This window comes from Candidatus Microthrix parvicella Bio17-1 (assembly GCF_000299415.1).
Taxonomy (GTDB): Bacteria; Actinomycetota; Acidimicrobiia; order Acidimicrobiales; family Microtrichaceae; genus Microthrix; species Microthrix parvicella.
This window is the reverse complement of the sequence record NZ_AMPG01000005.1, coordinates 145527-159421: the sequence shown is the minus strand read 5'-3', so window position 1 is coordinate 159421 and position 13895 is coordinate 145527. Positions and strand designations below refer to the sequence as shown.

General features: G+C 66.0%; 14 protein-coding genes. 10 read left to right on the top strand and 4 right to left on the bottom strand.

Features of this window, described 5'->3' with window-relative positions:
- Window positions 1-77: 77 nt before the first annotated feature.
- The 4 genes from MPARV_RS0117750 to MPARV_RS0117735 are packed head-to-tail and all read right to left on the bottom strand — an operon-like array spanning window position 78 to window position 4206.
- Window positions 78-866 (bottom strand): tyrosine-type recombinase/integrase, encoded by a 789-nt coding sequence (locus MPARV_RS0117750; RefSeq protein WP_020379225.1) that lies wholly within the window; start codon window positions 864-866, stop codon window positions 78-80.
- Entirely contained in the window at window positions 763-1506 is a 744-nt protein-coding gene (locus MPARV_RS0117745; RefSeq protein WP_020379224.1) for a tyrosine-type recombinase/integrase, read from the bottom strand. Before MPARV_RS0117745 ends, MPARV_RS0117750 begins: the two co-directional genes overlap by 104 nt.
- Window positions 1503-2699, bottom strand: a complete 1197-nt coding sequence (locus MPARV_RS0117740) for a site-specific integrase (protein WP_020379095.1) — start codon at window positions 2697-2699, stop codon at window positions 1503-1505. Before MPARV_RS0117740 ends, MPARV_RS0117745 begins: the two co-directional genes overlap by 4 nt.
- 52 nt (window positions 2700-2751) lie before the next feature.
- Window positions 2752-4206: an HNH endonuclease signature motif containing protein gene (locus MPARV_RS0117735; protein WP_020379223.1), complete on the bottom strand. Its 1455-nt coding sequence runs from the start codon at window positions 4204-4206 to the stop codon at window positions 2752-2754.
- Between the two features lie 156 nt (window positions 4207-4362).
- Here MPARV_RS0117735 and MPARV_RS0117730 point away from each other — a divergent pair, with 156 nt between their 5' ends.
- From MPARV_RS0117730 to lepB (MPARV_RS23095), 10 genes are all read left to right on the top strand, one after another.
- Entirely contained in the window at window positions 4363-4569 is a 207-nt protein-coding gene (locus MPARV_RS0117730) for a ubiquitin-like protein Pup (RefSeq protein ID WP_012228704.1), read from the top strand.
- Between the two features lie 19 nt (window positions 4570-4588).
- On the top strand, window positions 4589-5836 hold the full coding sequence (locus tag MPARV_RS0117725; RefSeq protein ID WP_020379221.1) for an alkaline phosphatase PhoX: 1248 nt from the start codon (window positions 4589-4591) through the stop codon (window positions 5834-5836).
- Window positions 5837-5908: 72 nt separating this feature from the next.
- Window positions 5909-6736 (top strand): proteasome subunit beta, encoded by an 828-nt coding sequence (prcB, locus tag MPARV_RS0117720; protein WP_012228701.1) that lies wholly within the window; start codon window positions 5909-5911, stop codon window positions 6734-6736.
- Between the two features lie 51 nt (window positions 6737-6787).
- The gene (prcA, locus tag MPARV_RS21665) at window positions 6788-7669 is read left to right on the top strand and encodes a proteasome subunit alpha (RefSeq protein ID WP_012228700.1); all 882 of its coding nucleotides are present in this window, start codon (window positions 6788-6790) and stop codon (window positions 7667-7669) included.
- 74 nt (window positions 7670-7743) lie between these two features.
- Window positions 7744-9102, top strand: a complete 1359-nt coding sequence (gene pafA / locus MPARV_RS0117710) for a Pup--protein ligase (RefSeq protein WP_012228699.1) — start codon at window positions 7744-7746, stop codon at window positions 9100-9102.
- A gap of 22 nt (window positions 9103-9124) precedes the next feature.
- Window positions 9125-10150, top strand: coding sequence for a DUF3866 family protein (locus MPARV_RS0117705; RefSeq protein ID WP_020379219.1), 1026 nt, complete (start codon window positions 9125-9127; stop codon window positions 10148-10150).
- Between the two features lie 85 nt (window positions 10151-10235).
- On the top strand, window positions 10236-11189 hold the full coding sequence (locus MPARV_RS0117700) for a helix-turn-helix transcriptional regulator (protein WP_020379218.1): 954 nt from the start codon (window positions 10236-10238) through the stop codon (window positions 11187-11189).
- Entirely contained in the window at window positions 11186-12148 is a 963-nt protein-coding gene (locus tag MPARV_RS0117695; protein ID WP_012228696.1) for a helix-turn-helix transcriptional regulator, read from the top strand. The genes MPARV_RS0117700 and MPARV_RS0117695 overlap by 4 nt, the downstream gene beginning before the upstream one ends.
- Window positions 12145-12969 (top strand): signal peptidase I, encoded by an 825-nt coding sequence (gene lepB, locus MPARV_RS0117690; RefSeq protein ID WP_020379217.1) that lies wholly within the window; start codon window positions 12145-12147, stop codon window positions 12967-12969. Before MPARV_RS0117695 ends, lepB (MPARV_RS0117690) begins: the two co-directional genes overlap by 4 nt.
- Before the next feature lie 64 nt (window positions 12970-13033).
- Window positions 13034-13813 (top strand): signal peptidase I, encoded by a 780-nt coding sequence (gene lepB, locus MPARV_RS23095; RefSeq protein ID WP_157789713.1) that lies wholly within the window; start codon window positions 13034-13036, stop codon window positions 13811-13813.
- Window positions 13814-13895: the final 82 nt, after the last annotated feature.

Sequence of the window (13895 nt, the reverse complement as noted above, 5' to 3'; positions counted from 1 at the left end):
TGGATCGAGATTTGGTATAATCGTTCCAGGCTTCATTCGGGGATCGGTTACCGGACACCGGTTGAAGTGCATGACAGCTATCGCGACGAGGCACGGGCAGCGTAAGGGCTGCCACAGATCACTGTCCGAGAAACGCGGGGCTCACCAAACAACGGATCGTCGGGTTGCCCGTTGCGTTCTCGGAGCCATTCTCCGAGGACAGCGATCACAGCGGTCGAGATCGGGACTGCTCGTTGTTTGCGTCCTTTGCCGTGGGCGATGTTGATGTGAGCACCGGGCCGATCGAGTTGAACATCGGCGATGGTGAGCGCTGTTGTTTCTGTGACCCTGAGCCCGGTTTGGGTCATGACGGTGAGGATGGTGTGGTCGCGTCTCCCGCACCAGGTGTCGGTGTCGGGGGCGGCGAGCAGTGCTTCGGTTTCGGGTCGGGTGAGGAACGAGACGGTGGCCCGGTCGGTCCGTTTCTGGGGGATTGTGAGGACGCGTTGGATCGTCTCGGCGTGTTCGGGGTGCTGGTGGGCCGCGTATTTGTAGAACGATCTGATCGCGGCGAGGCGGGTGTTGCGGGTGGAGGGGCTGTTGTGCCTTTCGGTTTCGAGGTGGTGGAGAAACCCTCCGATGAGGGTGGCGTCAAGCTGACCGATATCAAGATCGGATGGGTCGGTGTTGGTGTGGTCGGTGGTGTAGGCGATGAGGAGCCGGAAGGTGTCTCGGTAGGCGGCGATGGTGTTCGGGCTGGCGGCTCGTTGTTTGATGAGCCGGTCACAGAAGAACGCTTGAAGGGTCGAAGCGGTCAGGCAAACGCTCGCCGGTGGTGATCCCGGCGTCCCTGGTGAGACGCTGAAAGTTGGGGTGAACGTTCTCATAGAAGAGCCGGGTCCCGACCGTCGAGACGAACAACGCCTCACACCGCTTGGTGCTCAGGGTGGTGTCCCGAAGCTGGCTGTAGGCGACGAGCGCGTCGGTGGTGCTTGGATGCAACGGAATCCGGCGGGTCTTCCCGAACTTGGTGTCACGGATCGTGAGCACCCCCGAGTCCGGATCGAAATCGGTGCGGTCAAGGCGGATCGCCTCACCGACCCGCATCCCGGTCACCGCCAACAGGCCGATCAACGTCCCATACGTTGCGGCTTTCAACGGTGTGTGGATCTTGTCGGCCGCGGCGAGCAGCGCACGGATCTGGGTGTCGGTGTAGATGAACGGCTCGGCCCGCCGGGAGTGCGCCGGGAACACATCGGCGGGAGGAACCTCGGTGGCCGGGTCGGTCGCCTGATGATGTTTCGCGAACACGCGGACCACCCCGAGCCGGGTCGCCCACCAGTCGGGCTGCGCTTCGGCGGGCATGGTTGCCCACTCGACGGCCAGGGTGGTTGTGATCGTGGTGGTCTCGCGGCCGTGGAGAAACTCGACGAAGTCGTGGAGAAGACGGTTATGTCGTTCGAGTTTGTGGCCCAACGAACGTCGGAGCGTGAGGTAGTCATCGACAGCACCATGGAGGTCACTCATCGGGCACCTCCGGGCCAGACCATCGCCAACGAACGCAACGCCTCGAGGTCGCATTTGGCGTAGATCGCGGTGGTCGACATGCTTCGGTGACGGAGAACCTGGCCGACCTCGGCGAGTGCGGCACCGGCCCCCAACATGTCGGTCGCAGCACTATGTCGCAGCCGGTGAGGGCCGAATCGTTCGATCCCGGCCCGCTCACACGCTTGCCCCACAACCCCTTGCACAGCACCTCTTGTCATTGGTCCGTGAGGTGCCAGCAGCCTCAGAAACACGTTCCGGTCCGTTGTCGGGCGTCGACCGTGAGCCAGATAGCCGACAATGGCCTCCCCCACATCTGCTGGGAGCGGGAGCCGTTCAACCCGGACCCCTTTGCCGGTCACCGTGATCTCCCCGGCGTCCCAATCGATGTCCTCCAAACACAACCCGGCCACCTCACCAGCCCGCAACCCCAGCCGTGACAACAACACCAAAACCGCGTAGTCACGCCGTCCGGCGACAGTGGTCCGGTCACACCCCGCCAACAACGCCGCAACCATCTCGGATGCCACCGCCTTGGGCAACGCCGCGCCCCGCCAGCCCGCAACCCCCGGAACCGCCGTCGACAAATCAACCGACGTCCAACCAGCTGCGAACAAAAACCGCAGAAACGAACGGGTATCGGACACCAACAGCTTTGCTGTGCCAACACTCCGCTCAGGACACTCACGGCCCACAAACCGGTGAACATCACCCGCTTCCAAAACGTCGACGTCGACACCGGTCGACCCCAGGAACAACCAAGCTGTTCGCACACGCCGTTCGACCGTGCTGACCGTCAGCGCCCGTTCCTCAACCAACCAACACCGGTATCCGTCAACCAGTTCCTCAACCGGGCCGACCGGGCCAACCACAACCCGCTCCGGTATCGCACCAACCGACCGCAGAAACCCCAACAGCGGCTCCAACGCCCTCAACGAATGAAACGACGTGTAGCCCTCAGCACGCCGATCAGCCAGGAACAACTCAGCCTCAGCTTCGCAAAGCGCCTCAACATCGAGACCACCAGAGGCCATCCACCGGCTCACATGCGCGAACAAACGCACCTGATTCGCAGCCGACAACGGCGTATAGCCACTCCGGCCCAGCTCCTCAACGAAACCATCCCGAAACGGGACCAACGGGCCACACACCCGAACATCCAACGGACCACTCATCGTCACTCTCCTGTCCAATAGCGGACAGGAAGCCTCGATCAGAACCCCAGGATTATGCCGAACACGACAACCCAAACTCCGCGCTCACCAACACATCCGCACCACTGTTCGGCATAATCACGGATTCGGCATAATGTGGCTTATGCCGAATGCGGCATAAACCGCAAAGCGGGGCGGCGTTGTGAGGGTTGGTGAGGCCGCCGCGGCCGTGTTCGTGGAGGTGGTCGATGTCGCAGCGGCTCGCTGGGGCGTGGCAGCCGGGCCAGACGCAGTGGGTATGGACGGCAGTGGCGGCGGTGCGGGCCGATCCGGTGAAACGACGGGCCCTCCCCAGATCGATGACCACCCCCGCCGCGTCGACGACGACCCGGCGGAACTGGCCCAACAGGCTGGTGGCGGCGGCTTCGGTTGGGTCGACGTCGTGGCCGTCGTTGGTCCGGCACATGAAGTCGTCGGCGTCGAACTTCGGAGCGCGGTCAGCGTCCATGGCGGCGAGCATTTCCTGGAAGGCCGACGCTGACCAAACGATGTTGTGGACGAAACCCGGCGGCACCGCCCCTTCGGGTGCGGCTGCGGCGTCCTGGAAGATCCGAAAGAGCGCATCGGCGCGGCGTTGAGCGTCGGTGCGGTCCAGGTCGTCGTTGCTGACCTCGTCGCCCACCCTGGCCTTGGCGGTCTCCCAGTCGGCCTTGAACTCGGCGTCGAGGTAGTGGTCGAAGATCTCGCGCATCTGGGCACCCTGGGTGGACGCGAAGAACCCGGTGACCTCCCAGGAGAGGTCCCAAGGGTTCTGGGTGAGGCGTGCATCGCGTTTGTGGTGATCGCGTTCGTTGCGTGGTTCGGGACCGTCCTCGTCGATGAGACGAGCCCACCGGTAGGCCTTGCGGGCGAAGGTGCGGTTGCTCCACGATCTGGCGTCGGCGATGAACTCGTCCTGACGGGCGGCCATGGCGGGTGCGACCCGCTGGTTGGCGTGAATGCGGCCCAGGATCCGGACCGCGCAGGTTGACAGCTCGCCGGCCTGCCAGGCGGCCCTGACCTTGGGAAGCCGAGCGGCTGCCGTGGCGGTCTTGGCCCGGAAATCGGCTTCGGCGTCGGACAGTTTGCCGACATGACGGACCATGATCCTGGCGGACCCGTGACCGTCGGGTGCGTGCAGGACGTGAGCCTGAATCGCACCGGTCAGCTCGGCCCTGGCGGCGTCCACCCGTCGGCCCAAATGTTCCAACTGCTCGATCCACACCACCGCATCGCGGGAGTCGCCCGGGCAGACACCGGCGGCGAAGAGTTCGTCCAATGCCGCCTCGGCATGTTCCAACGCCACGGTCGCCGAATGGTTGGCCACCCGCTCGGGATGCCGATGGGAGCCGACCGGGTCGCCGGCGGCCGACTCTGCCAGGCCCTCGCGGCGAAGCCTGTCGCGCAACACCGACAGATGGTCGTCGCCTTCACCCTCACCTTTGCCACTGCTGGTGCTGGTCGAGTGGAGGACCGCCGTCGAACTCATGGGTCCAGTATGCGGATGGGGTGTGACATCGAAGGGACTACCCGGACTGGTTGGGGTTCGGGAGGATGTGTGTGTCTTTGGTCACGTCGGTGATGGTGGCGGACATCCAACCGTCACAGGCCTGGAGTAGGTTGAGTGGCCGACCGAGGAGGGCTCATGGCTGAACGAGAGACACAGCGCAAGGCGGCACCGTCCCGCCAAGAGGACGAACAGGTCGACGATGCGGTACCTGCGGGTGCTGCGGCCGAGACCGGCGAGAAGCTGAAGGCCGAGCTGGACGACCTGCTGGACGAGATCGACGAGGTACTGGAAACCAACGCCGAGGACTTCGTGAAGTCCTACGTACAAAAGGGCGGCGAGTAGCACCCGGGAGGTCGGAGAGATGGCTGCGCGCAACGTGCCGGATACCGATCGACGCCGGCTGTTGGCGGCGCTCGCCGGAGCCCCGGTGGGGGCGGCTTTTTTGGCCGCAGGATGCAGTTCCGGTTCCAACGACCCGGTGTCGGCTGCCGGTGGTGCCTCGACGACACGATCGAACCCCACCGCCACCCGGCCGGTGGCGCCCACGTTCTGGACCAAGCCGACCGTGGACTCCGGCGCCGACGGGTTGATGGTGCCTGAGGGCTGGAGCGCCAGTGTCTTGGCACGAACCGGGGAGAAGGTCGCTTCCACCGACTACACCTGGTCGCCGTCGCCCGACGGCGCCGCGACCTTCTCGGACCCCGATGGTGACGGTTGGTGGGTGGCCATCAACCATGAGACCGGCCCAGGTGAGGGCGGAGGCGCCAGCGCCATCCATCTGACCGATGACGGCGAGGTCATGGCTGCTCACCGCATCCTCGGTGGGACCGCCCTGAACTGCGCCGGCGGCGCCACCCCGTGGGGTACGTGGTTGTCGGGGGAGGAATTCGACCAGGGTCGCATCTGGGAGGCCGACCCAACCATCGCGAACAGCGGCGAGCCGCGACCTGCATTGGGCGTGTTCAAGCACGAGGCAGCCGCAGTGGACGAGCCGGGCAAGGCGCTGTACCTCACCGAGGATCAGCCTGACGGTCGGTTCTACCGGTTCACGCCATCGTCGTGGCCCAACCTGGGCTCCGGCACGCTGGAGGTGGCCAAGGTGAGCGGTGGCGACACGGACGGCACCGGGTCGGTGCAGTGGCTGGAGGTGCCCGATCCATCTGCAGCGTCCGAGGCCACCCGCGCCCAGGTGGGTGAATCCACCGCCTACGCAGGCGGCGAAGGGTTGGCGCTTGGTGCGGGGAAAGTGTTCTTCTCCACCAAGCTGGACAACACGGTGTGGGCCTACGACCCTAAGGCCGCCACGATGTCGATCGTGTATCGGGCATCGGGCGACGACCCGGTGTTGAGCGGGGTGGACAACCTGTGGTGGGACGATTCATCGAAGTCACTGCTGGTGGCCGAGGACGGCGGCAACATGGAGTTGGTGGCGTTGGCCCTTGACGGCTCGGTGACGCCGATCCTGCGGGTCGACGGCCATGATGGGTCGGAGCTCACCGGTCCCACCGTTTCGCCAAATCGAGGATTCATGACACTGTCCAGCCAGCGGGGCGCCGCCGACGGCATTGGAGTGACCTGGTTGGTCAAGGGAGCGTTCCCGATTGCCTAGCCATCGTGGCAGCGGGCTGCGGCGCTGTCGGGGCCCTCGGGCACAGGGGCCTCGCCGCTACGCTGGCTGGCGATGAACCTCCCATACTTTCCGCCCGGCGCCGACCCGGGACCCGACTTTGCCCGCCTGGTTCGCGACAGCGGGCTGCAGCCCCCGGCTCCCGAGGGCACCCTGAACGGTGGCGACGGAGGGTTCGGCATTCCGCACGGCACCACCTGTCTGGCTGTCCGCTCTGCCGATGGCGTCATCATGGCCGGCGATCGTCGGGCAACGTCCGGGCACCTCATCAGCCATCGCAACATTGAGAAGGTGTTCCCCGGCGACCGCTTCAGCGGAGTGGCCATCGCGGGCGCCGCCGGGCCTGCGGTGCAGATGGTGCGGCTTTTTCAGCTGCAGCTGGAGCACTACGAGAAGGTGGAGGGTGATCACCTGTCGTTGGAGGGTAAGGCCAACCAGCTGAGCCAAATGGTGGCTCAGCATCTGCCGATGGCGATGCAGGGCCTCGCCGTGGTGCCGATCTTCGCTGGATACGACCTGCGGAGGGGCGAAGGACGCCTGTTTCAATACGACGTCACGGGGGGCCGCTACGAGGAGGCCGATCACACCGCCACCGGGTCGGGCAGCCTGCATGCCGGCACCGTGGTCAAGCTGGGCTGGCGAAGCGATCTGACCCAGGCCGATGGCGTCGACCTCGTACTCGATGCGCTGTTTCAGGCGGCCGATGAGGATTCGGCAACCGGTGGTCCCGACCTGTTGCGTGGTATCTATCCGATCGTGGCCACCATCACGGAACGTGGTTTCGAGCGGGTGGACGAGGCTGAATTGGCCGAACGCACCCAGGTGCTGGTCGAACGGCTTCGCGCTCAACGCGGCTCACCGGCAGCGCACGACAACCACTGAACCCGCAAGCCCACCCGCAAGCCTCGCCCCCCGAAATTCGATCGGAGCTCTATGACTCAGCCCTTCTATGTCGCACCCGAACAGGTGATGAAGGATCGGGCCGACTATGCCCGAAAGGGTATTTCCCGGGGCCGCAGCCTGATTGGCCTGTCTTGTAGCGAGGCCATCCTGATCTGCGCTGAGAACCCCAGCCGCCTGCTGCGCAAGATCTCCGAAATCTACGATCGCATCGCCTTTGCGGGCGTGGGTAAGTACAACGAGTTCGACCAACTTCGTATCGCCGGCGTGCGCTCGGCCGACCTCAAGGGGTACGCCTACAGCCGCGAGGACGTCGATGGCCGGAGCCTGGCCAACGGGTACGCCCAGATGCTCGGAAACGTTTTCACCCATGAGATGAAGCCGATGGAGGTGGAGATCCTGGTGGCCGAGGTGTCGGGCGTTCCCTCGGACGACCGCCTCTTTCACATTCTCTACGACGGCACCCTGATCGATCAGTCCGGTTTCACCGTGCTCGGCGGCGACGCGGACGCGGTGCGGGATCGGGTGTCCGCCGAGTTTGAGGGCACCCCGGACCTGGCCACCGGCCTGCGGCTGGCCGCCGCGGCGTTGGCCGGCCCGGAGCGCGCGCTGTCGGCCTCAGACCTGGAGGTGGCCGTCCTTGATCGCCAGGTTGAGCATCGTTCGTTCCGCCGGCTGGCTGAGGGGGAGGTCGACGAGATCTTGGGAGGTCATGTGGGTGGAGCAACCGCCCAAACCGAAGTCGAGTCGGTTCCGGAGGCTGCGGACCTTCCGTTGGCGGCCACCGTCACCACCGACACGGGCGCCACCGACCTGGCCACCGCCGAGCCCCGTCAAGCCACAGGGGTGTCGTCGCCATCGGAATCGAACGAGTCGAAGGCGGAGTCCGATGATGACGAGGCCGCTGGCACCTGAGCCGTCCTGATTCGGTTCGCTCGACCGCGCCGACAACGGCCTCGGACGACGGGCCGCACGGGTAGCTTGGTTCGATGCAACGCCGGATCATGGGGATCGAGACGGAGTACGGGGTGACCTGCACCCTGCGCGGTCAGCGACGTCTCAGCCCCGACGAGGTGGCGCGGTACCTGTTCCGCAGGGTGGTCAGTTGGGGGCGCTCATCCAACGTCTTTTTGGCCAACGGTGCCCGCCTGTACCTCGATGTGGGTTCACATCCCGAATACGCAACCCCCGAGTGTGATTCCCTGGCCGACCTTGTCGCCCACGACAAGGCGGGCGAGCGCATCCTGGAACAGCTTCTGGGCTCCGCCGAGCAGCGCCTGCACGACGAGGGCATTCGCGGTGATGTGTATCTGTTCCGGAACAACACCGATTCGGCCGGCAACTCATATGGGTGCCACGAGAATTACCTGACCAATCGCTCGGACGACCTGGCCCACTATTCCGAGGTTCTGATCCCGTTCCTGGTCAGCCGCCAGATCTACGCCGGTGCGGGCAAGGTGATCAACACCAGCCGGGGCTCGCACTTCTCGGTGTCACAGCGGGCCGAACACATCTGGGAGGGCGTCAGCTCGGCGACGACCCGCAGCCGCCCAATCATCAACACCCGCGATGAGCCCCACGCCGACGCAGAGCGGTTCCGCCGCCTTCACGTCATCGTGGGCGACACCAACATGTCGGAGTACTCCACCTACCTGAAGGTGGGTGCCACCTTGCTCATGCTGCGAATGCTGGAGGATCCCACCGTGGTGCTGCGAGACATGACACTGGAGAACCCCATTCGGGCCATCAGGGAAATCAGTCATGATCTCACCGGCCGAGCGCGGGTGCGTCTGGCCAACGGGCGGGAGGTGTCATCGCTGGAGATCCAGGCCGAGTACCTGGAACGGGCCCTGCGTTATGCGGCCAACCACGAACTGAATCTGCAGGAGAAGCAGGCGTTGCAGATGTGGGAGCACGTCATGGTGGGCCTTGAAGACGACCCGATGACCCTCGGGCGGGAGCTGGACTGGGTGATCAAGTATCAGCTGGTGGAGGCCTACCGCGAGCGTCACAACCTTGCTCCCGACGATGCCCGCCTGGCCCTCCTCGACCTGCAATACCACGACATCGACCGCAGCCGATCGGTGTTCTACAAGCTGCAGCGCCGAGGGCTGGTGGAGCGCATGGTTGACGATTATGCAATCGCCGAGGCGGTCGACCTGGCCCCCCAAACCACCCGGGCAAGGCTGCGCGGTGAGTTCATTCGGCGGGCCAAGGAGCGCAAGCGCGACTACACGGTCGATTGGGTGCACCTCAAGCTCAACGATCAGACCCAACGCTCGGTGTTGTGCAAGGACCCGTTCCTGGCTCACGACGAGCGGGTCCAGCATCTCATCGACAGCCTGTAGCACGGGCCGAACGGGAACGTAGATGCCCACCTTTCGAACCGGCCGGGTGACCGAGCTGATCTCAGAGCGGACCGGGCTGCAGCGCGTTCGGGTGAATCTTGGCCTCGACGAGACGGCTCGGGCCTACGTCCTGGTCGATCTGACCGGCCCGGTGGCGTTGGACGACGAGGTGGTATGCAACACGACTGCGGTCGAACTGAGCCTTGGCACAGGGGGGTGGCACGTCGTGCACTGGAACCTCTCGCGTCGTGAGTTCCAGCGAAACGGCCCGGACCACATTATGAAGCTGCGCTACACCAGCCTGCAGGTTGATGCGGGAACCGACGAGTTGGTGCACCCCGAAGCGGCGGACGCCTCGCTTGACGGGGTGCCGGTGGTGGCGTGCTCGCTGCACAGCCAGATGGCGGTCGTGGCGGCCACCATCGCCGCAATGCGGCCGGAGGCCCGCATCGCGTACGTCATGACCGATGGCGCAGCGCTGCCGCTGGTGATGTCGGACCTGGTGGTCGGCCTGCGCTCGGCCGGGGTGCTGTGCGGCACGGTGACGGCGGGGCATGCCTTCGGCGGCGACCTGGAGGCGGTCAGCGCTGCCTCGGCCTTGGGGCTGGCCCGACACGTGCTCGCCGCCGACGCGATCGTGGTGGCCATGGGTCCGGGAGTGGTCGGAACGGGGACCTCGCTCGGCACCACCTCGGTGGAGGTGGCGCAGATCTTGGATCTGGCTCGCAAGATGGGAGGCACTCCGGTGTTGGCGGTGAGGGCATCGGACGGCGATGGGCGGACGCGGCATCAAGGCATCAGCCACCACACCGAGACCGCCGCCAGGCTGTGTTTCGCCCGACCATTGGTGGCGCTGGTCCCGGCCGAGGCCGCCGACCTGCCCGAGGTGGAGGTCCGGGATCCGGGCGACGTGCCGGACCCAACCGAGACGTTGGGCGCGTTCGACCTGCGGGTCACCACGATGGGCCGGAGTATCGATGACGACCCGCTCTTTTTTCGAGCCGCCGCAGCCGCCGGTGCCCTGGCGGCAGGTCTGATGGTGCAGTGAAACCGCTGTGCCCACCGGCGGGTGGCGCACCCCGGGGATCGTTGCCCGGTGGAAACCCTGAAGGCTGACCTAAGATGACCCTTCGGTGTCATCCAAGAAGCTCGAACGCCAACTGAATCTGATTGCGGCGCTGATGGAGGGTCCTCGAGGCTTGAGGGCCGAGGAGATCCATCGGCGGGTCGAGGGCTATCCGGAGAGCGGTGAGGCGTTCCACCGCGCGTTCGAGCGCGATAAGGATGACCTGCGGGCCATGGGCCTGCCCATCCTGATGGAGGATCTGCCCGGCGCCGATCCGCCGGTCGTCGGGTATCGCATCACCGATGCGGACTACGGCATGGACGACCCTGAACTGAACACCGACGAACTGGCGGCGCTGCACCTGGCGACGTCAATCGTGCGGTTGCGAGGTCTCGACGACGATTCGGGCCTCTGGAAGCTGGGTGGGGTCGCAGGCGGCGCCGGCTCGCCGGTCTCGTTGTCCGCCGAGGTGCCCACCCCGGCGGCGCTTCTGCCGCTGTTCAGCGCGGTGAGCGGGCGGGCCACCGCCGGCTTTGTGTATCGCGATGCCGAGCGGTTGGTCGACCCGGAGCGTCTGGAGTACCGGCGCGGTCGCTGGTACCTGGCGGCGTTCGACCGCGCCAAGGGTGAGCGCCGGTCGTTTCGAGTGGACCGTATGGGAGACCGGATCGAGTTGGGTGCACCGGGTTCGGCGGCCCCCCACGAGCCGACCGGTGGGCCCGGTACCGGCCAACCGTGGACCTATGACGATGGACCCGCCGAGGAGGTCACCTTGGAGGTCGATTCCGTGGTGGCGCCGGTCGTCCGTCTGGAGCTCCCCGACGCCGAAGTGCTTGCCGAACGTTCCGACGGTTCGTTGCGTCTGCGAGTGCGGCTGACCCGTTGGGAACCATTTCGCAGTTACGTGCTGAGTCACCTCGACCATGTGGAGGTCATCGAACCGGCTTGGGCACGAACCGACCTCACCCACTGGGTGTCGACGGTTCTCGACTCGTTGATCGCAACCGAGGGACGGCCGTGAGCAGCCGGGTGACCGCCGGGGATCGACTGCGTCGCATCCTTGCGGTGCTGCCGTGGGTGGCCGAGCGGCCCGGCGTGACCGTCTCCGAGGTGACCGAACGTTTTGGTATCGATCGCGATGAGTTGTTGGCCGACCTGAATGTGGTGTTCATGGTGGGGGTCTACCCCTACACGCCCGACGCGTTGGTGGATGTGTCCATCGATGAGGACGATCACATCGAGCTTCGATTGGGTGAGGCGTTTCGGCGGCCCCTGGCGCTGTCACCTGCGCAGAACCTGGCCCTGCTGGCGGCCGGAGCCGCACTTTTGGCCACACCCGGAACCGACCTCGACGGGCCCCTGGCGCGCGGCCTGTCCAAGCTGGCACGGGCGATCGGTGCCGACCCCGAGCGCGACCTGAGCGTCGATCTGGGGGATGCCGCCGCCGGAACGCAACGGGAACTTCTGGGAGGCGCGCTGGAGTCCGACCGGCAGGTGAGGCTGCGTTACTACACGCTTGGCCGCGATCAGGCCGAGGAGCGCGTGGTCGATCCATGGTTGCTCCGCAACGAGGCGGGCCATTGGTATCTGGCCGCTTATTGCCATCGTGCCGATGCCCCTCGAACCTTTCGCCTCGACCGGGTGCTCGACGCCGAAGTGCTCGATGAGGCCCGTCGTCGCCCCCCGCCGGAGGACCCCTCCCTGTCGATCCGTCCAGACGACGGGTCACCGGTGGTGGAGTTGCGGGTGCCGAAGGCGTACGGCTGGATCGCCGAGGCCTACCCGGTGGAATCCGTCGTCTCGGGCGAAGACGACACCTTGCTCATTCGGCTGGCGATCTCGGGTGAGGCATGGCTCAGCCGCCTGCTGCTGAGGCTGGGGCCGGAGGCTCAGGTGGTGTCGGCCCCGACCGAGCTGTTGGCAGCGGGGATCGCAGCGGCGCGGACGGTGCTGGCCCGCTACGACGGGACGGTGTCGTGAGCGACGATCCGCAGGCGGGAAACACGCCGGCCGTCGAGCCAAAGTGGGCGGTGCCCGCTCCGCAGCTGAACGGGATGGGCAAGCCGATGCGTGTGCGGGCCCCATACCCGCCGAGCGCCGTGCAGCCCCAGCCGCCAACATCCTCCAGCGATGATGCAACGCCCGGGTTGACGCCGGTCGAGGTAGCGGTCGGAGCCGGAGCCGGAGCCGGCGTCGAAGCCGAGGCGGAGGTCGAGGTCGAGGTACCGGTCGAGAACGAAGCGTCCGCCGGACGGTCGGCGCTGGCGGCGAAAGCTCGCAGTTGGGCCGAGACGGTGGCCGTGTTCGCCGTCGGCCTGGTGCTGGCCCTACTGCTGCGGGCATTTCTGTTGCAGGCGTTCTCGATTCCATCCGACTCGATGGTGCCCACGCTGCTGAGTGGCGACCGCGTGGTGGTCTGGAAGCCCAGCGACTCCATCGCCGACCTCCATCAGGGTGACGTGGTCGTGTTCCAGCGGCCCGACGTGTCCCAGTGTCCGTTCGGATCCGATGATCCTCAGGACTTGATCAAGCGTGTGATCGGGCTTCCGGGTCAGACCATCACCAGCCCTTCCGGACAGGTGATGGCCGACGGAAAACCGCTGGACGAGAGCTACCTCCCACCGGGCACCGTCACCGACATGTCAGAGCCAATCACCGTGCCCGAAGGCCACCTGCTGATGCTGGGGGACAATCGGGGTGCTTCGAAGGACGGCCGCTGTTTCGGCCCGATCTCCGAGGACGCAATCGTGGGGCGAGCGACCGCCCGGGTGTGGCCGCCAGGCCGCATCGGTGGCCTCTGACGCCATCCTGGTTTGGGACCTCCAGGCCGTGGAATTGTCGGAGTGGGCGGTAACCTGGTCGTCCATGGGAGAGCGCAACCGCTCGGTGTCACGGCCGGCTACTTCGTCTCCAGCGGCCACCGGCGATGCACCCCGTGGTCGACCGAGCGGCATCCCATCGGCCGGTCCGTCCAGCCCGCAGCCCTTGTCGGGTCGAGGCGGTCGGGCCTCGGACACCGCCGGGTCCGCGTCGCCTGGCGACGTGATCCCCGGCATTTCCACCGGCGGTCAAACCGAACGAGGGCTCGGCCTCCGCCGAGGCCGGCGGGGTGTCTCCACCGGCCGTTGGATCGCCGAGTGGCTCGTGGTGCTGACCCTCTCGCTGCTCGCTGCCATCGGTGTGAAGACGTACGCGTTTCAGGCGTTCTCCATTCCGTCGGCGTCGATGAGCCCGACGTTGGAGCTGGGTGACCGCGTGCTGGTGTCCAAGCTGTTCTCCGCCCGCTCGATGCCGGACCGCGGCGACGTGGTGGTGTTTCGGAGGCCGCCCGACTACCGACCCGGCGACCCATCAGCCCCATCACACCTCATCAAGCGGGTCATCGGACTTCCCGGTGAAACGATCACCAGTTCCTCAGATCGGGTGATGGTTGACGGTGAGCCGCTGAGCGAACCGTGGCTTGGCGACGACGTGAAGACCCTGATCAACGCGCCCATCAAGGTGCAGCCGGGCCACATCCTGGTTCTTGGTGACAATCGGGAACTGTCCGAGGACGGCCGGTTCTTCGGCACCATCCCCAACGAACTTGTCGAAGGCCGTGCGGTTGCAACAGTCTGGCCGCTCAGCAGGCTCCGAGGGCTGTGACCCGATGCCGGGCCTGATTCCCACCCGGTTGGTGCCGGTTGGTTTTTGGAGAGCCACGGGCTGGATCCGACTGATCGATCCT

What these genes read in the sequence shown, in the direction of transcription:
- prcB (WP_012228701.1), top strand. Translation starts at nt 5,909, where the DNA reads ATGAACCTCCCATACTTTCCGCCCGGCGCCGACCCGGGACCCGACTTT.
- MPARV_RS0117750 (WP_020379225.1), bottom strand. Translation starts at nt 866, where the DNA reads ATGAGAACGTTCACCCCAACTTTCAGCGTCTCACCAGGGACGCCGGGA.
- lepB (WP_157789713.1), top strand. Translation starts at nt 13,034, where the DNA reads ATGGGAGAGCGCAACCGCTCGGTGTCACGGCCGGCTACTTCGTCTCCA.
- MPARV_RS0117725 (WP_020379221.1), top strand. Translation starts at nt 4,589, where the DNA reads ATGGCTGCGCGCAACGTGCCGGATACCGATCGACGCCGGCTGTTGGCG.
- MPARV_RS0117740 (WP_020379095.1), bottom strand. Translation starts at nt 2,699, where the DNA reads ATGAGTGGTCCGTTGGATGTTCGGGTGTGTGGCCCGTTGGTCCCGTTT.
- MPARV_RS0117730 (WP_012228704.1), top strand. Translation starts at nt 4,363, where the DNA reads ATGGCTGAACGAGAGACACAGCGCAAGGCGGCACCGTCCCGCCAAGAG.
- MPARV_RS0117705 (WP_020379219.1), top strand. Translation starts at nt 9,125, where the DNA reads ATGCCCACCTTTCGAACCGGCCGGGTGACCGAGCTGATCTCAGAGCGG.
- MPARV_RS0117745 (WP_020379224.1), bottom strand. Translation starts at nt 1,506, where the DNA reads ATGAGTGACCTCCATGGTGCTGTCGATGACTACCTCACGCTCCGACGT.
- prcA (WP_012228700.1), top strand. Translation starts at nt 6,788, where the DNA reads ATGACTCAGCCCTTCTATGTCGCACCCGAACAGGTGATGAAGGATCGG.
- MPARV_RS0117735 (WP_020379223.1), bottom strand. Translation starts at nt 4,206, where the DNA reads ATGAGTTCGACGGCGGTCCTCCACTCGACCAGCACCAGCAGTGGCAAA.
- pafA (WP_012228699.1), top strand. Translation starts at nt 7,744, where the DNA reads ATGCAACGCCGGATCATGGGGATCGAGACGGAGTACGGGGTGACCTGC.